At 31.4% G+C, this 23063-nt stretch carries 22 protein-coding genes and 1 pseudogene; 4 read left to right on the top strand and 19 right to left on the bottom strand.

All coding sequences use genetic code 11. The features are described 5' to 3' along the window. Positions 1 to 79: 79 nt before the first annotated feature. From JG554_RS06655 to JG554_RS06580, 16 genes are all read right to left on the bottom strand, one after another. Positions 80 to 1360, bottom strand: a complete 1281-nt coding sequence (locus JG554_RS06655) for a dihydrolipoamide acetyltransferase family protein (protein ID WP_064208924.1) — start codon at positions 1358 to 1360, stop codon at positions 80 to 82. A gap of 12 nt (positions 1361 to 1372) precedes the next feature. Continuing rightward, positions 1373 to 2356, bottom strand: coding sequence for an alpha-ketoacid dehydrogenase subunit beta (locus tag JG554_RS06650; RefSeq protein WP_046208196.1), 984 nt, complete (start codon positions 2354 to 2356; stop codon positions 1373 to 1375). Further along, positions 2349 to 3347: a thiamine pyrophosphate-dependent dehydrogenase E1 component subunit alpha gene (locus JG554_RS06645; RefSeq protein WP_046208195.1), complete on the bottom strand. Its 999-nt coding sequence runs from the start codon at positions 3345 to 3347 to the stop codon at positions 2349 to 2351. The genes JG554_RS06650 and JG554_RS06645 overlap by 8 nt, the downstream gene beginning before the upstream one ends. Positions 3348 to 3363: 16 nt before the next feature. Then, on the bottom strand, positions 3364 to 4785 hold the full coding sequence (gene lpdA, locus JG554_RS06640; protein ID WP_070038252.1) for a dihydrolipoyl dehydrogenase: 1422 nt from the start codon (positions 4783 to 4785) through the stop codon (positions 3364 to 3366). Positions 4786 to 5278: 493 nt separating this feature from the next. Beyond that, the gene (locus tag JG554_RS06635) at positions 5279 to 6187 is read right to left on the bottom strand and encodes a phosphate acyltransferase (protein WP_070038254.1); all 909 of its coding nucleotides are present in this window, start codon (positions 6185 to 6187) and stop codon (positions 5279 to 5281) included. Between the two features lie 73 nt (positions 6188 to 6260). Beyond that, positions 6261 to 7940, bottom strand: coding sequence for a DNA repair protein RecN (recN, locus tag JG554_RS06630; protein ID WP_070038257.1), 1680 nt, complete (start codon positions 7938 to 7940; stop codon positions 6261 to 6263). A gap of 20 nt (positions 7941 to 7960) precedes the next feature. Beyond that, positions 7961 to 8413 (bottom strand): transcriptional regulator AhrC/ArgR, encoded by a 453-nt coding sequence (gene ahrC / locus JG554_RS06625; protein ID WP_019468379.1) that lies wholly within the window; start codon positions 8411 to 8413, stop codon positions 7961 to 7963. A gap of 319 nt (positions 8414 to 8732) precedes the next feature. Beyond that, positions 8733 to 9620 carry a polyprenyl synthetase family protein gene (locus JG554_RS06620; protein ID WP_070038260.1) on the bottom strand — a complete coding sequence of 296 codons (888 nt, stop codon included), beginning with the start codon at positions 9618 to 9620 and terminating at the stop codon, positions 8733 to 8735. Continuing rightward, positions 9607 to 9852, bottom strand: a complete 246-nt coding sequence (locus JG554_RS06615) for an exodeoxyribonuclease VII small subunit (RefSeq protein ID WP_103161483.1) — start codon at positions 9850 to 9852, stop codon at positions 9607 to 9609. The genes JG554_RS06620 and JG554_RS06615 overlap by 14 nt, the downstream gene beginning before the upstream one ends. Continuing rightward, positions 9842 to 11182 carry an exodeoxyribonuclease VII large subunit gene (xseA, locus tag JG554_RS06610; RefSeq protein ID WP_070038263.1) on the bottom strand — a complete coding sequence of 447 codons (1341 nt, stop codon included), beginning with the start codon at positions 11180 to 11182 and terminating at the stop codon, positions 9842 to 9844. Before xseA ends, JG554_RS06615 begins: the two co-directional genes overlap by 11 nt. A gap of 14 nt (positions 11183 to 11196) precedes the next feature. After that, complete coding sequence (gene nusB / locus JG554_RS06605) at positions 11197 to 11583, bottom strand: transcription antitermination factor NusB (protein WP_046208188.1); 387 nt, start codon at positions 11581 to 11583, stop codon at positions 11197 to 11199. A 112-nt stretch (positions 11584 to 11695) separates the two neighbouring features. Further along, positions 11696 to 12058: an Asp23/Gls24 family envelope stress response protein gene (locus JG554_RS06600; protein WP_046208187.1), complete on the bottom strand. Its 363-nt coding sequence runs from the start codon at positions 12056 to 12058 to the stop codon at positions 11696 to 11698. Between the two features lie 21 nt (positions 12059 to 12079). After that, positions 12080 to 13429 carry an acetyl-CoA carboxylase biotin carboxylase subunit gene (gene accC, locus JG554_RS06595; RefSeq protein WP_046208186.1) on the bottom strand — a complete coding sequence of 450 codons (1350 nt, stop codon included), beginning with the start codon at positions 13427 to 13429 and terminating at the stop codon, positions 12080 to 12082. Beyond that, positions 13429 to 13902, bottom strand: coding sequence for an acetyl-CoA carboxylase biotin carboxyl carrier protein (accB, locus tag JG554_RS06590; protein WP_070038266.1), 474 nt, complete (start codon positions 13900 to 13902; stop codon positions 13429 to 13431). The genes accC and accB overlap by 1 nt, the downstream gene beginning before the upstream one ends. Before the next feature lie 255 nt (positions 13903 to 14157). After that, positions 14158 to 14715 (bottom strand): elongation factor P, encoded by a 558-nt coding sequence (efp, locus tag JG554_RS06585; protein ID WP_046208184.1) that lies wholly within the window; start codon positions 14713 to 14715, stop codon positions 14158 to 14160. Positions 14716 to 14742: 27 nt separating this feature from the next. Further along, the gene (locus JG554_RS06580; RefSeq protein WP_070038269.1) at positions 14743 to 15801 is read right to left on the bottom strand and encodes a M24 family metallopeptidase; all 1059 of its coding nucleotides are present in this window, start codon (positions 15799 to 15801) and stop codon (positions 14743 to 14745) included. 103 nt (positions 15802 to 15904) lie between these two features. Between JG554_RS06580 and JG554_RS06575 the strand changes: the two genes are divergently transcribed. Next, a complete protein-coding gene (locus JG554_RS06575) occupies positions 15905 to 16486 on the top strand; it encodes a hypothetical protein (protein WP_046208182.1) in 582 nt (193 codons plus the stop codon). A 27-nt stretch (positions 16487 to 16513) separates the two neighbouring features. Then, positions 16514 to 16729, top strand: a complete 216-nt coding sequence (locus tag JG554_RS06570) for an SA1362 family protein (RefSeq protein ID WP_046208181.1) — start codon at positions 16514 to 16516, stop codon at positions 16727 to 16729. Positions 16730 to 16836: 107 nt separating this feature from the next. Here the strand turns inward: JG554_RS06570 and JG554_RS06565 are convergent, their stop codons facing one another. Next, positions 16837 to 17667, bottom strand: coding sequence for a lipoate--protein ligase family protein (locus JG554_RS06565; protein WP_046208180.1), 831 nt, complete (start codon positions 17665 to 17667; stop codon positions 16837 to 16839). 172 nt (positions 17668 to 17839) lie between these two features. Between JG554_RS06565 and JG554_RS06560 the strand changes: the two genes are divergently transcribed. Both JG554_RS06560 and JG554_RS13365 read left to right on the top strand, forming a co-directional pair. Further along, positions 17840 to 18226: a rhodanese-like domain-containing protein gene (locus JG554_RS06560; RefSeq protein WP_046208179.1), complete on the top strand. Its 387-nt coding sequence runs from the start codon at positions 17840 to 17842 to the stop codon at positions 18224 to 18226. A 284-nt stretch (positions 18227 to 18510) separates the two neighbouring features. Further along, positions 18511 to 20050 (top strand): annotated as a pseudogene (locus JG554_RS13365) (IS3 family transposase). 189 nt (positions 20051 to 20239) lie between these two features. Here JG554_RS13365 and gcvPB read toward each other — a convergent pair. Together gcvPB and gcvPA are read right to left on the bottom strand one after the other, a co-directional pair. Beyond that, positions 20240 to 21715 carry an aminomethyl-transferring glycine dehydrogenase subunit GcvPB gene (gene gcvPB, locus JG554_RS06540; RefSeq protein ID WP_046208178.1) on the bottom strand — a complete coding sequence of 492 codons (1476 nt, stop codon included), beginning with the start codon at positions 21713 to 21715 and terminating at the stop codon, positions 20240 to 20242. Next, positions 21702 to 23054 (bottom strand): aminomethyl-transferring glycine dehydrogenase subunit GcvPA, encoded by a 1353-nt coding sequence (gcvPA, locus tag JG554_RS06535; protein ID WP_046208177.1) that lies wholly within the window; start codon positions 23052 to 23054, stop codon positions 21702 to 21704. The genes gcvPB and gcvPA overlap by 14 nt, the downstream gene beginning before the upstream one ends. Positions 23055 to 23063: the final 9 nt, after the last annotated feature.

The following is a 23063-nucleotide window of genomic DNA, read 5'->3' as shown; positions in this document are numbered from 1 at the left end:
AGTTAGAAATCAAAATAATGAAATTTGATTTCTAACTTACTATTTATCATATTTAATAGTATTTACCGATATTACAAAACTAATAAATGCTTGTGTTTTCTATAGAATATTGCTCGATTCTCGTTTTGACGAAATTCATAAATCTACCTGCTTGCAAGCCATCTAATATACGATGGTCGATAGAAATACATAAATTAACCATATGTCTAATTGCAATCATATCATCAATAACGACAGGTTTTTTGATAATAGATTCAATTTGAAGTATTGCTGCTTCAGGGTGATTGATAATTCCCATAGATGATACTGAACCAAATGTACCAGTATTATTGACTGTAAAAGTACCACCTTGCATATCTTCAGATCTTAATTTTTTATTACGTGCTTTTTGAGCTAAATCATTAATTTCTCTAGCAATGCCTTTTAAAGATTTTTCATCAGCATTTTTGATTACTGGAACATATAATTTCTCTTCATCAGCTACTGCAATTGAAATATTAACATCTTTATGCATTACTATTTCAGAATTTTGCCAGCTGCTATTTAGTAAAGGATATGCTTTTAAGCCTTCTGCTACTGCTTTTACAAAGAATGCAAAATAAGTAAGGTTATAACCTTCATTTTCTTTAAAACTATTTTTATGATAATTTCTTGTTTTAACTAGATTTGTAGCATCTGCCTCTACCATCATCCAAGCATGTGGGATTTCATTAACACTGTTGACCATATTTTCAGCAATTTGCTTACGAACGCCATTTACTGGTATTGCTGAACCCGGAGAGGGTTCATTATATTGCACTTGCTTATTGACTTTAGGTGAGTCTTTAGGCGCGATGATTTCTGAACCTAATTTATGGGTACCTTCTTTGATTGCTTTCTCTATGTCCTTTTTAGTTACTCTTCCTTCAAAGCCAGTTCCTTTAACTTGTGAAAGGTCAATTTGATGTTCAGACGCTAGTTTAAATACTACAGGTGAAAAACGTCCATTATTTTGAGGGCGCTGATCAGCTGCAGCGTTTTCGCTATTGTTTACATTTGAGTTACTCTCTTGAGTTTGTGATGTTTCTTTTACATCTTCAGGTTGGTCATTTGTAGCACCGTTATCGGTATTTTCATCTGATACATCTTCTTCAGTATCTAAGTAACAAATTACTTCACCTACTTCAACTGTTGTACCTTCCTCCACAATAATTTCACGGATTGTACCTGCAAATGATGATGGCACTTCTGCTGTAACTTTATCAGTTATGACTTCACAAAGTGGGTCATATTCTTCTATTTTATCGCCTACTGAAACAAGCCATTGTTCAATTGTTCCTTCATGTACACTTTCACCGAGTTTAGGCATTTTAATTTCCATGGTTGTGCCTCCTTAAAATTCTGCGAGTTCACGCATTTTGTTTTTTATTTTTTCTGGATTTATCATAAACTCATCTTCAAGCGTCGGTGCAAATGGCATTGATGGAACATCTGGCCCGGCAAGTCTCATAATCGGTGCATCAAGGTCAAATAAACAGTTTTCTGAAATAATAGCGGCTACTTCAGAAATAATACTTCCTTCTAAATTATCCTCAGTAACTAATAATATTTTACCTGTTTGTTTCGCGCGTTCAATAATTGTATCTTTATCTAATGGATACACGGTACGTAAATCTACAACTTCAACATTGATGCCTTCTTCCATTAACATATCAGCAGCTTGTATACAATAATTGACACATAAGCCATAGGTAAATACTGTAATGTCATCTCCTTCACGTTTTACATCAGCTTTACCAATTGGCACCGTATAATATGACTCAGGTACTTCTTCTTTTAATAAACGATATGCTTTTTTATGTTCAAAGTATAGGACTGGGTCATTAGATTCGATTGAAGCAAGTAATAGCCCCTTTGCATCATAAGGTGAAGAAGGTATGACTATTGTTAGACCAGGTGTTGATGCAAAAATAGATTCTACACTTTGAGAATGGTATAAAGCGCCATGAATTCCACCGCCAAATGGAGAACGAATGGTTAATGGACAGTGCCAATCATTATTTGAGCGATATCTCATCTTAGCAGCTTCACTCATAATTTGGTTGGTAGCAGGTAAAATGTATTCTGCAAATTGTATTTCTGCCACTGGTCTTTTACCCATCATTGCTGCTCCTATACCAGTTCCCACAATGTTAGATTCAGCTAATGGCGTGTCTAACACACGTGCTTCCCCATATTTTTGTTGTAATCCTAGAGTAACACCAAAGACGCCACCTTTTTTACCTACATCTTCACCCAATACAAAAACATCATTGTCTTTTTCCATTGCTTGGTCTAGACCTTGATGAATCGCTTCTAAATAAGATAATTTAGCCATTATTTAAGCTCCCTTCTTCGTAGACATGTGTGTAAGTTTCTTCTGGTGATGGATAAGGTGCTTTTTCAGCTTCTTTTGTAGCTTGATTAACAATTTCTTTATGTTCTTTTTCTATTTCATCCAACCACTGTTCATCAATAATTCCTTCTTCTAATAAGAAAGATTTGAATTTTTGATTACAATCCAATGATTTTAATCCTTCACGTTCTTCTTGTGAACGATATTTATCATCATCATCAGAAGAATGCGCAGTCAAACGTGTACACATCGCTTCAATTAAAGTTGAACCTTCGCCACTCAATGCACGCTCACGAGCCTCTTTCATAACTTTATATACTGCAATAGGATCATTGCCATCTACTTGTTCACCATGTATACCATATCCAATAGCACGATCAGATAATTTTTCAGCACCATATTGCAATGAGTCAGGTACAGAAATAGCATATTTATTATTTTCTATAACGCAAATAAAAGGTAATTTATGTACACCAGCGAAGTTTAAACCTTCATGGAAATCTCCTTGGTTAGAACTTCCTTCACCTACAGTAGTTATTGCAATATTTTGTTTACTGTCCATTTTTAAAGCTAGTGCAGCACCAACTGCATGTAATATTTGTGTAGCAACTGGTGAACCTTGAGATAGAATTCCTTTTTCTTTTTTACTAAAATGAGATGGCATTTGTTTGCCGCCAGAACTGATATCATCACGTTTACCAAAAGCAGCTAACATTGAATCAAGTGGCGTCATACCTAAATATGTAACAAGTGCAAGATCTCTATAATAAGGTGATGAAATATCCCCTTCTTGCATTGCGAATGCCATACCTATTTGTGTAGCTTCTTGTCCCTGACAGCTTATTACAAAAGGTATTTTACCTGCACGATTAAGTAGCCACATGCGCTCATCAATTTTTCGGCCTAAATCCATCCATTTATACATAGATTTTAATTCAGAAGTATCAAGACCTACTGATTTATAATCAAACATTTTGTATCCTCCTTAATTAAACGTGAATCGATCTATTTTCGACTTTTAATCCTAATTCCATCAGCACTTCTGAAAGTGACGGATGTGCATGTGTAGTTAACCCTAATTCCAATGTTGAACCATTCATAAATTGAAATAATGATAATTCATTAATGAGCTCAGTTACGTGGGGGCCAATCATATTTATACCTAGGACGTTATCGTTTTCTTGATCAATTACAATTTCACAAAAACCATTCAAATTTTTTGTATTTTCAATGACTGCTTTTCCAATTGCCTTAAATGGAACTTTAAATGTTTTTGTTTTGAATCCTTCCTCATTCGCTGATTCTTTAGTTTGACCAATACTTGCAACTTCTGGTTGTGTATAGACACATTTTGGCATTTTATTATAGTCTACTGAGATTGGTGTAGCATCAAACATATGCTCAATGGCTGTTATGCCTTCTTTAGATCCAACATGTGCGAGTTGTAATTTACCTATACAATCTCCAGCAGCATAGATATGTTTGTCTTCTGTTTGTTGATATTCATTTACGACTATATGGCCTTTATCCGTCAGTTTTATTTTTGTGTTGTTTAATCCAATATCTGTTGTATTTGGTTTACGACCTATGGCTACTAATAATTTATCAAAAACGAATAATTCTTCCTCGATTTGAATTTCAATACTGTTATCTTTAGTAGAAACATGTTCTTCAGATAGTTGGACATCTACATAAAAATTAACGCCACGTTGTTCTAAATCATTTTGCAACGCTTTTGCTATTGATTTACTTTCAGTAGGCAAAATACGTGGTCCTGCTTCGATAACAGAAACTTCTACACCTAAGTCCACCATTAAAGATGCAAATTCTAAACCAATTACTCCGCCTCCTATGATAGCAAGTGTTTGCGGTAATTTATCTAACTTCAATATATCATCACTAGATAACACAGTGTTGCCATCAAAAGATAAAAAAGGCAAGGGCATTGGAGATGATCCTGTACAAATTAATACATTATTATTAGGAATTAATTCTGATTCACCATCATCATATTCTACTGAAATAGTGCCACTTTGAGGTGAGAAAATAGATGGACCTAATATTCGTCCGATACCATTAAACACATCTATTTTATTATGTTTCATAAGTTGTTCAACACCGTTAAACATTTGTTGGACTACTTCATTTTTACGCGTTTGCATTCTTGAAAAATTTAACTTAAATGCATCAATATCTACACCAAATTCACTTGAATTTGTAACTGTTCTTAATACTTCAGCGGATTTTAAGAGCGCTTTTGTTGGTATACATCCTTTATGTAGGCAAGTACCTCCTAAAAGTGACTTTTCTACAAGCGCAACTTTTTTACCTAATTGAGATGCTCTTATTGCTGATACATACCCAGCTGTTCCTCCACCTAAAATTACTAGATCATATTTTTCATCTGCCATATTTTTGCTCCTAACTGCAATCTTAGTATTATGTCAAAAATCATATTTAAACATTAAATTCGTATAGTATTTAAAATTCAATCTATAGTTTACAGTTTAATATTTATTTGAAAGAACATTGATAAAAGAATTGTATAGCAAGTTTAAAGTATTTAACAAACTGAATTGTTTAATGTTAATTAATTTAAACATACGAATAAAATCACCTTTGAATTTTAAAAGTGATTTCAATACAAGTTTTTGAAATTTACTAAAATAACTCCATTTCACCAATTTTTAAAAACGAATACTTTCAGTAAAATGTTTAAATAATGAAATATGAATAGATACTATTATTACAATAAGTCTTATATAGAAAATCGTTACTTACTTTACATAAACAAGTGCAACAGCAATTAAATTTTCTATTAATTGATATCCTTTACTATCTTACATCAAAATTCAGTATTATAAAATTAATAACCTAAATAATAGTGTAAAAATTCAAATTTATTTAGTGGTTAAATTTATTTTGTGTTTTCAAAGCAAGTAATAAGGAGTTTAACTTATTTTGCTTACTTTCTGCCCTTGACGTGAAAACAATTGGGAATTTTGCGCCGAGTAACAAACTGGAAACAGAAGCATTTCCAAAATGAGTTAAAGATTTTAATAATGCACTCCCAACATCTATATTTGAAACGATAAGTGCATCAACATCACCAGCAATACTAGATGTGTAATTTTTTTCAATCGCTCTTTTTTTACTGATTGCATAATCAAATAGAATTGGTCCATCTACTTTTACATATACATCCGAAGTTCGATTGAAAATATTTTTTAATTTTTCAGCATCAATAGATGATGGTATCTTTTTAGACGCATATTCGACTGCAGATAATAATCCAATATTAAATTTATCGTAACCTAATGTATTACTAAATGTAGTTAGATTTTTAATGATTTGCTTTTTTTCTTCTATCGTAGGTGCCACATTATATGCTACATCACTAATCATTAAAGTTTTATGGTAATTAGGTATACTAAAACACGCAACATGGTTTAAAAACCCATATTGGTCTATAAAATTTTTATTGCTTAAAATAAAAGAAATCATTGATGTGGCTTTCATTTTTCCTTTCATTAAAACAGTCACTTTGCCCTGCGATAAATCTTCTGCGCATTGCTTAAGTAATTGATAATCACTTGAAAATGTTAGCACATGAATCCTATTTAGGATTTGAGGTTCTAAATCAAAAGAACGAATGATTTCCGTAGTGTCTTGGGTATCATAAATAAAAATGTCTATGTTAGTTAATTTTAAAGCCTTAACTAGTACTGATATCATTTTTTCGTCATTTGCATATAAAACGGCTACATTTCCATTCATTGTTTCACATGGTTCAACTAAATGTTGGAATCGCATAAAATCAACATCCTTCACTGATTATTTATCTAACCCAGCTAGCACTTGTATTAACAATAGTGAATATAGATTTTTATTTTAAATTGTGGTTCTGCTCTATCATTTCTTTCGCATTTTGTCTGGTTAATTCTGTCACAGTAGCACCAGAAATCATTCTTGCTACTTCATCAATACGTTCTTCTCCAGTCAATTCTTTAACTTGTGTTGTTGTTCGTTCATCATTAGAATTTTTACTAATAAATAAATGGTGGTCACTCATGGACGCAACTTGTGGTAGATGTGATATACATATCACTTGTATGTGTTCAGCCAATCCTTTCATTTTCTCTGCCATCTTTTGAGCAGCTTTACCAGATACACCAGAATCTACTTCATCAAATAAAATTGCTGTCTGGCCTCTTGTTTTTACAAAGATAGTTTTTAGCGCCAACATAATTCTTGATAATTCTCCTCCAGAAGCAATCTTATTTAAGCTCTTTAAAGGTTCGCCTTTATTTGGACTGATTAAAAATTCCACAAATTCTATTCCTTCTCGGTTCGGTTTATCTAAAGGTTTAAATGAAATTTCTAAATTAGCATCGTTCATCTGAAGATTTTGAATTTCATCTACAATATGATTACGCAAAGATTGTGCAACATTTCTTCTTTCTTGCGATAACTTTTCTCCTAGTTCCATAACATTTTTATATAAATCATCGATTTCTTGACGTAATTGAGCAGTACTTTCTTCATAATTTTCAATCTTATTAATTTCGTCAGCCATTTTATCTTGATACATAATTAGTTCATTAATATCTTTACCATATTTACGTTTCAAATTATTTAATAAATTCATTCTAGATTCTAATTCATTTAAATATTGTTCATCAAATTCTGTATTCGTTAAATCATCGTACAATTGATGTTTAGCATCCTCAAGTGTGTAATAAAATTGGTCGACATCTTCTTTTAGTTCATCATATTTATCAGGTAAAATTTCACTAATTGATTGTAACTGATTACTCAATTCGTATAAACGATCTGTAATGGCATGCTCATCTGTCAACGTGACGTGTGCATTGTTTAAGGCTAAACTAAGACTTTCTGAATTTTGAATACGTTTGATATCGCTCTCAAGTTGAGGGACTTCGTTTTCAATAAGATTCGCTTCTTGTAATTCTTCATATTGAAATTTTAACAAGTCTAACCGTTGTAATAACGCTTGATCGGCTGACTCTAAATCTGCTAATTCTTTTTTCTTAGCGCTGTATTTATCAAAAGTATCAACATACGATTCAAGCAGTGATTTATATGTATTTTCGGCATAATTATCTAATAAATGTAAATGATATTTTTGCTTTAATAATGTTTGTGTTTCATGTTGCCCATGTATATCTAATAATTCTTGCATTATTTTTCTCAAATCTTGTAAAGTAACTGTTTGATTATTAACTCTACAAATACTCTTACCTGAGCTAAATATTTCCCTTTTTACTAATAAAAAGTCTTCATCGATATCGATAGATAAATCATGAAGTATCGAAATGGCTTCTTTACTATTATCTATATCAAAAATTCCTTCAATAACAGCTTTTTTTTCACCATGTCTAACATAGTTTGATGAAGCACGCATACCAATTAATTGACCAATCGCGTCTATAATAATTGATTTACCAGCACCAGTTTCGCCACTCAAAACAGTTAAGCCATCACCAAAGTTTACTTCTAATTCATCTATAATAGCGAATTGTTTAATTGATAAGGTTTGTAGCATTTATAATCACTTCCTTATACTTATAATAAATTAAAGATACGTGTTTTAATTTTTTCGCTGGCTGATTCATCTCTGCATATAATTAAACAAGTATCATCACCACAAATTGTACCCAACACTTCATCCCAGTCTATTTGATCTAAAATTGCCCCAATTGATTGAGCGTTACCAGGTAAGGTCTTAAGTACTAAAAGGTTTCCAGTACCATCAATATTTACAAATGAATCCATTAAATAACGACCAAGTTTTTCTAAAGGATGATATTTTCTGTCATTAGGTAAACTATAAACATATTGACCAGAAGGTGTAGGGACCTTTATTAACTGTAATTCTTTAATGTCACGAGAAACAGTTGCTTGGGTAACATTTAACTCATATTCATTTAAACGCTTTACCAGTTCATCTTGGGTTTCAATTTTTTCATTAGATATAATTTCTCTTATTTTAATATGTCTTACTGATTTTTTTGCCATGTATAGCACCTCTGTAAACGAATATTTATACAATGATTTTAACACATGGACAATGATACTACTACTAAAGTTAATTTAACAGAAATACTTTTATTGACTGTTGTGTATACTGCCTGTCTATTTTCGAAGTGAATTAAAAATAAGCCATAATTAAATTTTGAATCACTTATACCGATACTATTTTAGTAACAAATGAATATTTATTTATAAAATTATAAATTTTTATAAATAAAAAATCACGCTACGAAAAGTAGCATGATTTAGCATAATTTAATGGTAGAAATTTTATAAAATCTGTAAAAACAGAATCTACGTCTGATTATGATTCTCTATAATTGAATAATTCTACGATATATTTTAGATTACTTGTGTCATATTGTTCAGGTAAACGAGCTAAACACGCATATGCAGATTCAGTATGTGATTTCAGCTTATCTTCTGCCCCGTTTTGACCTAATAATGAGACGTAAGTACTTTTATCATTTTCAAGATCACTACCTGTAGATTTACCTAGTTTCGCTTCGTCTCCATAAATATCTAATAAATCATCTTTTATTTGGAACATTAATCCTAAATGTTCACTAAATTTTTCTAATAAATTAGCTACACTTAGTTCAGCCTCGGCAATATCAACAGCTGCCATTACTGCAAATTTTAATAAAGCACCTGTCTTAGCTTGATGGATATGTTCTAAAGTATTTAGGTCTACCGCAGATCCTTCACCTTCACTTTGCATATCGAGTGTTTGACCACCTACCATACCTAAATGTCCACTTGCAGATGATAAGCGTTTAATCAGTTTTATTTTGGTATTATCTTTCAGCTTGTCGTCGTTAACAATGATATCAAATGCTTTAGTGAGTAATGCATCACCAGCTAGTATTGCTTTCCATTCACCGTAGACTTTATGATTTGTCAATTTACCTCTTCGATAATCATCATCATCCATTGCAGGCAAATCATCATGAATAAGAGAATACGTATGTACCATTTCTAATCCAAGTGCTGAAGCGTAACCAAGTTTATAATCCGATGCTAGCATTTCCAATGTTAATAAAAGTAAAACAGGTCTAATTCGTTTGCCGCCTGCTTCTAACGAATATCTCATGCTATGTTCTAAATCTGTATTCAGTGATGAATTCGGAATTGAATTTTGTAATAATTCATTTATTTCGTCAGTTAAATTGTCTATTTTATGATTCATCATGATTTTCTTCCTTTTCAGTTTCTTCATCGCCTTCAACATTTTCTTCAGACATCAGTTCATTAACTTTTTTTTCAGCATTTTTCAATGTTTCATCACAATTTGCTGATAATGTCATACCTCTTTGGTATAAGTTTAAAGATTCTTCTAAAGAAACATTTTCATTATCTAGTTTTTGAACTATACTTTCTAATTCTTTCATCATTTCTTCAAAACTTTGTGATTTATTCGTCATCATTACACCTTACTTTCATAACTTGTGCATCAACAGAACCGTCTTTCATCGTTAATACAATATTATCATTTTCAGCTAGATCGCTAGTACTAGTAACTATTTTATCTTGTTTGTTCACAATCGTATAACCACGTAACATTGTATTGGTTGGACTAAGATTATTCAAATTCTCTATTTTATTAGTTAAATTATTTCTTTGTTTTACAATAAGATGATTCATTAATTTTACAAGATTCGTTTGTTTTTGATTGATAGTTGTTTGTTCTCTTTGAATATTTTGTTTGAAATGTTTTAAGTTGAAACTTTGTTTTATTAACTCTAGCTTTTGCTTATGTTGATTAACTTTAAAAGTAATAGCTAAATTAAGCTGTTTCTCTAAGTCATCCCGTTTTTGAATCTGTTGATCATATAACAAGGTTGGTGTTTTAAATTTGTAATATGAAGCAACGTGTTCTAAATACTGCTTTTGATGTTGAATCTGTTGTTTCATAAACCTGGTTAAAGAAAGTTTTTGTTGTTGAATATATTGCCTCAATTCATATTGATCAGGTGTTGCCATCACTGCTGCTTGTGTAGGTGTAGCAGCACGTGCATCTGCTACAAAATCACTAAGCGTAAAGTCTGTTTCGTGGCCTACTGCTGATATGATTGGCGTTTCACACGCATAAATCGCTTTGACAACATCTTCTTCGTTGAAGTTCCATAAATCTTCTATAGAACCACCACCACGACCAATGATTATAGTATCTACATTTAAATCATCAGCTTGTTTTATTTTTTCAATGATATCATACTTAGCCTGCTCACCTTGTACTAAAGTGTTGATTTGTATTTGTTCAACTAAAGGATATCGACTATTAATAGTAGTATGGATATCTCTAATCGCTGCACCCGTGCCTGCAGTCAACACAGCGATTTTTTTAGGAAACTTAGGAATAATCTTTTTATGGTTTTGATCAAAATAACCATCTTTAGTTAATTTCTTTTTTAACTGTTCTAATTTTTGATATAAATTACCAATACCATCTATATGCATTTTATTAACATAAATTTGATAATTACCACGTCTTTCATATACAGAAACACGTGCTTCTAACAACACTTCATCTCCCTCTTTAGGGTCGAAGTCAATTTTCGAAGCATTTCCTTTAAACATCATTGCACTGATGACACTATTTTTATCTTTAACATTAAAATAGAGATGACCACTACTATGTTTTTTAAAGTTAGAAAGTTCACCTTTAAGCAAGACAGTCTGTAAGTGCGGATCTTGATCAAATTTATATTTAATATATTTAGTTAAAGCTGAAACGCTTAAATAATCTGACATATTATATCACTCTTTTACTCAATATTACTCAACACACCATTGATAAACTTATAATGTTCATCATCACTGAATTGTTTTGCTAATTCAACCGCTTCATTGATAATTACTTTTTGTGGCGTTTCACTATTTAGTAATTCATAAGTTGACATTCTTAAAATAATTCGGTCAGATTTCAATAATCTATCTATTGTCCAATCTTTTAAATGTGGTGCAATTTTATTATCTAATACAGATTCATGATCTTTTACGCCTGTAACTAGCCAATTAATAAAATCAAACTCTAAATCAGGATTATCATCTTTAATAAAACTAATTGCTTCATCAATCGTTAAATCACTATTTTTCATTTCTAATTGAAATAGTGTTTGAAAGGCTTGTGTTCTTGATTCTTTTCGACTCATTATAAACTCCTTTTAGCATTGTACGCTTTATGACTAATATAAAATAGAATTTTGTTAATCTCTTGATTATAGAACTCAGTTTTATGACCGCATTAAAGTCAAAGTGCTATATTTAATTTGTAGATACGATATGTGTAATGTGAACATTAATTTGACTTGGTATGATCGTTGTCATCGTAGATATTGAATTGTATATGGCATTTTGTATTTTTCTTGCTGTTTCTGAGATATTAATATCATATGAAAATGAGCAATATACATCAATATGAATACCATCATCTTTAGTATCTACTTTAATACCACGTGCCAATTGTTTTTTTGTAATTTTCTCAACACTTAAGTCCTTTATTTCTTTAAAGTGACCTTCTAAGCCTTTTACTTCTGAGGTTGCTATACTTGCAATAACAGTCAAAACCTCAGGTGCAATTTCTATTTTTCCTAAATTGGAATGTGATGATTCTGTTACTTTGACCATTTCACAAACCTCCTATTTAGTTTATTCATCCATTATGTTATAAGTTTCTAAGAAATTAGTATTAAATTCACCACTTCTAAATATATCGTTATTTAGTAGGCGAATATGAAATGGAATTGTAGTGTCAATGCCTAATACTAAATATTCACCTAACGCTCTCAATCCTGTCATAATTGCTTCATCTCTTGATGGTTCATGAACAATTAATTTTGCTACCATAGAATCATAGTATGGAGGGATTGTATAATTAGTATAACATGCTGATTCAATTCTTACGCCAAAACCACCCGGTGCTAGATATTGTGTGATTTTACCTGGTGAAGGCATAAAGTTTTTATAAGGATTTTCAGCGTTAATTCTAAATTCAATTGCATGTCCTTTGATTTCAATATCTTTTTGTGTGAATGGTAACTTTTCACCCATCGCTACTTTAAGTTGTAGTTTTACTAAATCAATACCAGTTACCATTTCTGTAACTGGATGTTCTACCTGAATACGTGTATTCATTTCCATAAAATAAAATTCATGCGTGTTCAAATCATAAATAAATTCAATTGTTCCAGCGTTTTCATAATTTACAGCTTTTGCTGCTCTTACTGCTGCATTACCCATTTCTTGCCGTTTAGCATCGTTTAAGATTGGTGACGGTGCTTCTTCTACAAGTTTTTGCATACGTCTTTGTATGGTACAATCACGCTCACCTAGATGGATGACATTACCATAACTGTCTCCAATTACTTGTATTTCGATATGTCTAAAGTTTTCAATAAATTTTTCAAGATATAATCCATTGTTACCAAAAGCAGTTTCTGCTTCTTGTTGAGTCATTTTGAAGCCAGTTTCCAATTCTTTTTCATCACGTGCAACACGTATACCTTTGCCACCACCGCCTGCAGTAGCTTTGATAATGACTGGATATCCTATATCTTTTGCAATTTTCTTCGCTTCTTTAATATCTTTAACTAACCCTTCACTTCCAGGAACTACAGGAACCTCAGCGCGTTTCATTTCTTCTTTAGCGACATCTTTGATACCCATTTTTTGTATGGACTCATAACTTGGGCCAATAAATTTAAGTTGACATGCTTCACAAAGTTCAGCAAAATCACCGTTTTCTGCTAGAAAACCATATCCAGGGTGAACCCCATCACATCCTGTTGAAGTCGCGATAGATAAAATATTAGGGATATTTAGGTAAGAATCTTTAGATTGAGTGGGACCGACACAATATGCTTCATCAGCAATTTGAGTATGTAATGCGTCTTTGTCTCCTTCAGAATATATTGCCACAGTTTGTAAACCTAAATCGTGACAGGCTCGAATAATTCTTACAGCAATTTCCCCTCTATTTGCAATTAAAATTTTATTCATTATTTCACCTTAAATAACGGTTGGCCATACTCTACCATTTGACCGTCTTCTACTAGTATTTCAGTAATTTCCCCTGTGACTTCTGCTTGTATTTCATTAAATAGTTTCATAGCTTCCAAAATACATACTGTTGATTCGTTTGAAACAGAATCTCCTATTTGAACATATGGACTTTCCTCTGGTGAAGGTGATTTATAAAATGTGCCAACCATTGGTGCATTGATTGTTTTTAAATTGTCATTTTCTTGGGAAGAACTTGTATCATCAGAACTTTGTGTATCAAGTTGATTTGAAACAGCTGATTGTTGTGGTGCAATCTGTTGCATCGGTTGTTGTGAAACTTGAGGTGTGATAATCTCAGTTTCTTTTTCTTTTTTTAAGTTAACTATATTCCCTTTATCTTCTATATTTATTTCAGTCAAGCTAGATTGATCAAGAATTTCAATTAATTCTTTAATTTCTTTAAAATTCATAAATACTGACTCCTTCAGATTGTTTTCATTTACCTAGTTTATTTTACTTTAGTGAAATGTTCAATTCAAGCATATACATATTTTCTATTATAACTCATTAACTTTTATAGTTAATCAATAATTAACTATAGTTTTGTGTCAAAATAATTTTCCGTCCTTACGCAAATAATAAAAGCCCTTCCATTTAAAGTAAGTGGAAAGGCTTCTAAAATAATTTGCAAATGCTGTCATCAAGTGGTGAGTGTCACTGATGAATTAAGCTCTTGACACGTAACTTCCATCGCTTGTGTTAATTACTAAAGTATCTCCTTCATTAACAAATAATGGTACATTTAGTGTATAACCTGTTTCAACAGTCGCAGATTTTGTTGCACCAGTAGCAGTATCACCTTTAATACCTGGTTCTGTTTCTGTTACTGTAAGCTCAACGTTTTTTGGCAATTCAATACCTAAAGTTTCATTTTCATAACTTTGAATTTGAACTTCCATATTTGCTTTTAAGAAATTTAATTCATGTTCTAAGTAATCAGCAGGTAATTCAATTTGATCAAATGTTTGGTTATCCATGAAAACGTGTGTATCACCATCGGCGTATAAATATTGCATGCGACGATTTTCAATCATAGCAGTTTCAACTTTTTCTCCGCCTCTAAATGTCTTCTCTTGGATCGCACCTGTTCTTAAGTTACGTAATTTTGAACGTACAAATGCAGCACCTTTTCCTGGTTTTACGTGTTGGAAATCTAAAACTTTCCAAATACCATTATCTACAGAAATTGTTAAACCTGTTTTAAAATCATTAACCGAAATCATTCAGTTTCCTCCTTAATATAAGGTCTTCTATAAAATAATAAGGTCTTTAGACGATTTAGTAAAGCGTTCGCAACCATTTTCGGTAATTAATATATCATCTTCAATACGTACGCCACCAATTCCATCTAAATATATACCGGGTTCAATTGTAACACAATTATTTAATTCTAATGGAGATTCAGATTTTTTAGATAAATTTGGACCTTCATGTACGTCTAATCCTATACCATGCCCTAATGAATGGCCAAAAGCCTCACCGTATCCTTTTTCGTTAATATAATCTCTTGCTACTGCATCAAGTTCTCTACCAGTCATTCCTTGTTTAGCTGCTTCAATTCCTTTTAAATTTGCTTGTAATACAATGTTATATATTTCTTTTAATTGAGCATCTGGTTCGCCAATAGCAAAAGTACGGGTAATATCTGAGGCATATCCATTGTAATAAGCTCCATAATCCAAGGTAATTAATTCTCCTTGATTGATGACTTTATCACTTGCTACACCATGTGGAAGTGCTCCTCTCACTCCAGAAGCAACAATAGTATTAAAAGATGGTCCTTCTGAACCTAATTCGAGCATTTTACTTTCTAATTTTGCTTTTAACTCAAGTTCTGTCATTCCAGCTTTAGCAACTGTTAAAATATACTCATAAGCATCATCAACAATTTGAGCAGCTTTTTGAATATTTGCTATTTCTTGTTCATCCTTGACTTCTCTTATTCTCTCAATTAAACCAGAAATACTTATTAAACTGATATAAGATTTACTTAATTGTAAATAAGTATCATAGCTTACTAAATTACCTTCAAAGCCAACATTTTGCACATTTAAGTCTTCTAGTGTGGATTTTATAGATTCTATCAGTTGTCCCTGTTGCTTAATCACTTTAAAACCAGCAGCTTGATCAGTTGCTTGCTCTATGTATCTAAAATCAGTAAGCAATAGTTTTTCGCTATTTGTAATAATCAATGCACCACTGGTTCCAGTAAATCCAGATAAGTATCTTCTATTATAATCAGATAAAACGATAATTGCTTCCAAATGTTTTGTCTTTAGAGCAGATTTTAACTTTTCAATTCTATTCAACAGTAATCACCCTATTCAATAAATTTGTACATTTCCAATATATACATTAAAATGATAGCATAATTAGTGTACAAATTTATAGTTTTTGAATTAGGAGAGAGTTATGAAGAAAAAATTATTCGCTATTTTATGCGCTTCGTGTTTACTCGCCGGATGTGGAAGCCAAAATTTAGGCCCATTAGAAGAGAAAACAACAAAATTACGTGACGAAAATCATAAATTAAAAAGTGATATACAAGACTTAAAACTTGAAATAAAAGAAGAAAAAACAAATATTACTGCATTAGAAAAAGATAAAAATAATATCAAGAATGCGAAAAGTAATAAAAAGAAATTAAATCATATTAAGGCGTCTTCTGAATATTATCAAGATGTCGCAAAAGCAATTGGTGATTATAATGATATTGAAGACGAAGTCTCAAAAAATAAGCAGAGCGAAAAAGTTCAAAATAAATTAACCGATATTACTAATAAAATTGATAGTGCATTTACTACATATAAAAGTAAAATTGATAAAGATAAAATGAATGACGAAGATAAGAAGAAACATAAAAATATTACTAAATTAAACAAGTCATTAGATTCTGCCATGAGTGATATAAGGGATGGTTATAACGAGAAAGATAAGAAAAAACTTAATAAAGGGCAAACTACTTTATCAAAAGTGAGCATAAGCAATGAGTAATGAGACATATAAATAGGAGTGTGTATTTTGAAACAAGCAATATTTTATATCGTAATCGCAATTGCATTAGTTGGTTTAATACTTAACTTAGATGCGTTCTTATTTAGTTTTGTAAGAATGGCTATCAGTTTAGCAATTTTTGCAGGTATCATTTATTTAATTTATTATTTTTTCTTTTTAACAGAAGATCAAAGAAAGTATAAACGTGCCCAAAGAAAATATAGAAAAAGGCATAAAAAATAATAGAAATTAGGTTCTGAATATTTAACATTATTGAATAAATTAAAACATTTACCCAACAATTAAATTCAAAAATTGTTGGGTAAATGCTTTTTTTATAGCGAATTTAATTATTTTCTATAAGTCCATTCTGATGATTGGTACTTATTAATTAATGCGTCAACTTCTGCGTTTTGCTGAGCAGTCAATTCTAAAGGTTTTAAATTGATATTTAATCCTTTTTTGAATCCACTTTCGAATGCTTGTTCCATTTCATCTAAAGTGATGTAGCGATCAGATATATCATTAATTGCTACTGCTTTATCGACAAAAGCTTGCTTCATTTTCTCTTTCAAACGATCATTTTTAAATATAAACATATCAAATAAATCATCAATATCTATATCTTGTAACAATGAACCATGCTGCAGAATCACACCCTTTTGTCTCATTTGGGCACTACCTGCAATTTTGCGTCCTTCTACGACTAATTCATACCAACTGGAAGCATCAAAACAAACCGCACTTCTTGGTTGTTTTAATTTAGACCGTTCTTCTTTAGTTCGTGGGATAGCAAATGAAGCATTAAAACCTAATGTTTTGAATCCTTCAAGTAGCCCTTCAGAAATGACCCTATATGCTTCTGTAACTGTTTTGGGCATGTTTGGATGTGATTCCGGTACAATAACACTATAAGTTAATTCTTTGTCATGCAAGACACCTCTGCCACCTGTTTGTCTTCTAACAAGGCCATAACCTTTATCTTTCACCTTGTCTATATCAATTTCTTTCGTTAATCTTTGAAAGTAACCAACTGAAAGTGTAGCTGGATCCCATGTATAAAATCTAATTACTGGATCAATTTCACCTCTAGATACAAAATTTAATAACGCTTCATCCATTGCCATATTATAAAATGGATCATTACTACCTGTATTGATAAAATGCCATGTTTCAGTCACAATCAAAACTCCATTCATTAAAATTAAATTGTGATAACATCTAATTTGTGTTATCGTTTTCAATAATTGTACAAAAATGTCAGTTTACGTAATTATCATGATAAAAATATTTTGATAATTTGTGCTAACAGTCTTATAATATATAATATCGGTTAATTAGGGAGGATGCAAGATGAGTAATTTTTGGTTTATAGCTTTAGCAATTTTAATAATAATCATCGCATATATGTTGTTCAATAGATATTTGAACAAAAAAGCGGTAACAGAATTAAACCAAAATGAATTCCATAATGGTTTGCGAAAAGCTCAAGTGATTGATGTAAGAGAAAAAGTAGATTATGATTATGGTCATATTAATGGTGCCCGTAACATCCCAATCACAATGTTTAAGCAAAGATATCAAGGCTTGAGAACAGATCAACCTATCTATCTTTGTGATGCGAATGGTATTGCCAGTTATCGTGCCGCTAGAATCTTAAAAAAGAATGGTTATAAAGATATATTCATGCTTAAAGGCGGATATAAAAAATGGACTGGTAAAATCAAATCAAAAAAATAAATGAATAAGTTAACATTTTAAAATTGGGCTGTTAGTTAAATAACTAGTAGCTCAATTTTTTATATAATTAAAAAATTTAAATTTATAATTTGCTAAATATTATAAATAACCTGTTTTGAATGAATTTAAATACATGGTGAAAGGCAGTGATTTTATAATATTTCCAAGTAAATTCACACAATTAACTTCATAAGATTTATAGAGAATAAAGGGCCAATCCAATTTAATGATAAGCTCCCTTCAAAGTAGACACTTAAAAATGTAAACTTTGAAGGGAGCTTTTTATGACTCATAGAAAATTATCACCTGAAACTTATCAAAAAGCTTTCAGCTTATATGAAGAAGGATATAGTATGAAAAATGTAATTCAAAAATTAAATTTAAATTGTTCTCCTAGAACATTATTGATTAACTATTATAAATTTAAGAAGCATGGAATAAAGGTGCTTTTACCAATTCAAAGAAATAATACCTACTCAAATGAATTTAAGCTTAAAGTTGTGAACGAATATATAAATGATGGCCTATCTTTAACTGATTTAGTAGTTAAATATAATATCCCCACTACTTCAACTGTAAACAAATGGATTTCAAAGTATTTATCGGGTAAAATATTAAAAACATATTCTCCAAAACCCGAGGTGTATCAATTGAAATATAAATCATTAACATTTGAAGATCGTGTAGAAATCGTTGATTATTATATGAATCATGGCCAATCGTATAAGACAACAGCAAATCATTTTAACATCAATTATAGCCAAGTATATAACTGGGTAAAAAAGTACAACTTGCATGGGTATGATGGGCTTAAAGATGGACGTGGAAAAGGGAAACCCCAGTCTGTATTAACACCTGAAGAGGCATTAAAAGCTGAAATTAAGATACTTAAAGAGAAAAATAAATTTCTTCAAATGGAAAATGACGTTTTAAAAAGGAAGAAGAAATAGAAAGGAAGTTGATGAAACAGGCATCAGACAAAAGCATCATACCAAACGGTAAAAGCATTTAAAAACCTTTATCCGATAGCTTGGTTATGTTCAGTATTAAAGATATCACGTTCAAGTTACTATAAATGGTTACATCGCAAACCATCAAATAAAGAAATTGAAAACCAAAAATTGATCAAAGATATCGTTGATATCTACAATAAATACAAAGGCATATATGGATATCGTCGTATATACATATATTTAAGACTTAAACTACATCAAAAAGTAAATCATAAACGTGTCTATAGATTGATGAATCAACTTAATCTAAAATCTACTATCCGCCCTAAAAGAAAACGATATATTAAAACAACACCTGAAATTACAGCACATAATATATTAAATAGAAAATTTGAAGAACAAATCCCAAATAAAAATGGTTAACTGACGTTACAGAATTCAAACTCAGCAATGGTAAAAACTTTACTTAAGTGCTATTTATGACTTAGGCAGCAAACAGATTATCAGTCATAAATTAAGTACCTCAAATAACAATAAATTTGTATTAGATACGCTCAAAAAAGCAGTCAAACTTGTGCCGAATACCGAAGGTATACTCTTGCATAGCGACAGAGGATATCAATATACAAGCAGATTATTTAAAGTTACGTTAGAGCAACTTGGTATAAAACAAAGTATGTCACGACCAGGATGTTGCATAGATAATGGGCCTATGGAAGGTGTATGGGGAACTATTAAAAGTGAATTGTTTAGAGGAAGAAAAAAAGTGATTTTTAAAGACAAGGCTACAGCAATAAAAGCAATTAATTCATATATAGAATTTTTTAATCAAGAAAGAATAACATTAAAAATGGCTACCCTTATATCGTAAATATAAGGTAGCCATAAACATTTTGTTTTTTTCACTGTCTACTTGACAGGGTGCAGTTCATTAATACGGATTAGCCCTTTGTTCTCTAAATGAGGTTTATATCAAGTTATTAATTTTTAATTGAATTGAATGCTTCATACATAATTTGATTATCAATTCAAAAAATCCTTTAATATGTCATTTTAAAAATTATTTTTCTGATCTTAAATGCTCAAATTTTAATACTGGTTGACGAGCAGCTTTTGTTTCATCTAATCGATCAATAATCGTTGTATGAGGTGCTTCTAAAACTTTATCGGGATTTTCTTTTGCTTCATTCGCAATTTCGATCATTGTGTCACAGAAATAATCTAAAGTTTCTTTAGATTCTGTTTCAGTAGGTTCAATCATCATACCCTCTTCTACATTTAATGGGAAATAGATAGTAGGTGGGTGTACACCAAAGTCAAGTAAACGTTTAGCCATATCTAGTGTTCGTACACCATATTCTTTTTGTTTTGAGCCACTTAAAACAAATTCATGTTTACAATATTGTTCATAAGGAATTTCAAAATGTTCTTTTAATCTTGCTTTAATATAGTTTGCATTTAGTACTGCTGCTTCTGAAACTTCTTCAAGTCCTTTATTACCCATAGTTCTAATATATGTGTATGCTCTTAAATAAATACCGAAGTTACCATAAAATGGTTTGACACGTCCGATTGAATGCTCGATATTATTATCGTATTTATACACATCATTTTCTTTAATTACCATTGGTTTTGGTAAGAAACTTGCAAGTTCTTTTTTAACACCAACTGGTCCTGAACCAGGTCCGCCACCACCATGCGGTCCAGTAAATGTCTTGTGTAAATTTAAATGAACAGCATCAAAGCCCATGTCTCCAGGTCTAACTTTGTCCATGATTGCATTTAAGTTGGCACCATCATAATACAATAATCCACCAGCTTCGTGTACAATATTGCGAATATCCATGATGTTTTGTTCAAAAATACCTAGTGTATTTGGATTCGTAAGCATAATTGCAGCTGTGTTTTCGTTGACAAGGCGTTTTAAATCTTCTATATCAACTTCTCCACGTTCATTTGACTTTACTGTAACAGCTTTAAATCCAGCAAATGCCGCTGAAGCAGGGTTTGTACCATGTGCAGAATCAGGAACGATGACTTCGTTACGATGTCCTTCACCATTTTTTTCATGATAAGCTTTAAAAATCATCAGTGCTGTCCATTCTCCATGTGCACCAGCTGCTGGTTGTAAAGTGACTTCATCCATACCAGTTATCTCTTTGAGTTCTTCTTGTAAGCTATGAATAATTTCTAGCGAACCTTGTACTTGAGATTCATCTTGTAGTGGATGTGATTCAGCAAAACCAGGTATTCTAGCTATTTTTTCATTTACTTTTGGATTATATTTCATGGTACATGAACCTAATGGATAAAATCCTGAATCAACACCAAAGTTTTTATTTGATAATTCTGTATAATGACGCACTAAATCTAGTTCTGCCACTTCGGGAAATTCAGCTTTGTTTTTTCTAATAAATTTGTCATCTAATAGCTTGTTAACTGCTCCATTATCAATTTCTTTTTTAGGTAAAGAATACGCGTAACGACCTTCTTTAGAACGTTCAAAAATTAATGGACTAGATTTACTTACTGCCATTTATTTCACCTGCTTTCTTAACAAATGTATCAATTTCATCTTTAGTTCGTAATTCTGTAACTGCAATTAACATATGATTGTCGAAGTTTTCTCCTATTTCACTTAAATCAAATCCGCCTATTATGTCTTCTTGAATTAAAGCATCGTTTACATCTTTAACTGGTTTATCGAATTTTACTACAAATTCATTAAATGATGTGCCATTGCTAACTTCAAATCCTTGTTGCTTAAATTGTTCTTTAGCATAGTTTGCATTCTCAAAATTTTGAACTGCAATGTCGTAAATACCTTGTTTTCCTAAAGCAGACATACAAATTGATGAAGCCAATGCATTTAATGCTTGGTTTGAACATATATTTGATGTTGCTTTATCACGTCTAATATGTTGTTCACGTGCTTGAAGTGTCAACACAAAACCACGGTTTCCATCTTGGTCTTCGGTTTGTCCAACAAGTCTACCAGGTGTTTTTCTCATGAGTTTTTTAGTAGTAGCAAAGAAGCCACAATGTGGACCGCCAAACTGTGTTGGAATACCAAATGGTTGTGTATCTCCAACTACAATATCTGCACCAAAACTACCTGGTGGTGTCAATAACCCTAGTGCGATTGGGTTTGTATAAACAATAAATAATGCTTTTTTATCTTCGATATATGACTGTATTTTCTCTAAATCTTCAATTGAACCATAAAAGTTTGGATATTGGACTGCAACTGCAGCAGTATCATCATCAATAGCATTTTCAAGTTTTTCTAAATCTGTAATTGTGCCATCTAAATCAACTTCAACAACTTCAAATTCTTCACGTGTTTTTACATATGTGTGTAAGACTTGTAATGCTTGATAATGCATGCCTTTTGAAACGACAATTTTATTTTTACGCGTTTGATTAAATGCTAAAATGCAAGCCTCTGCAAAACTTGTCATACCATCGTACATAGATGAGTTTGCAATATCCATATCTGTTAATTCACAAATTAAAGTTTGAAATTCAAAGATAGCTTGTAATTCACCTTGTGAAATTTCAGGTTGATAAGGTGTATATGCAGTATAAAATTCAGAACGCGAAATCATTGCATCTACTACTGCTGGGGCATAATGATCATAAACGCCTGCACCTAAAAACGAAGTATGTGTTTCTTTAGTAATGTTCTTACTAGCAATTTTATTAAGTCTTTTTGTTAATGTGGTTTCAGATTCAGCATCGGGAATAGCTAACTCTCTATTTAATAAAATATCTTTTGGAACATCTCCAAATAATTCGCTGATTGATTCAGCACCAATTGTCTCTAGCATTTCATTTTTATCTTGATCTGTTAATGGAATATAACGATGACTCACGGTAACACC

The sequence above is a fragment of the Staphylococcus sp. 11-B-312 genome, from assembly GCF_016743055.1.
In the GTDB taxonomy this organism is placed as follows: domain Bacteria; phylum Bacillota; class Bacilli; order Staphylococcales; family Staphylococcaceae; genus Staphylococcus; species Staphylococcus ureilyticus.
The sequence above is the reverse complement of the archived record's forward strand: the minus strand, read 5'-3'. Positions and strand labels throughout refer to the sequence as shown.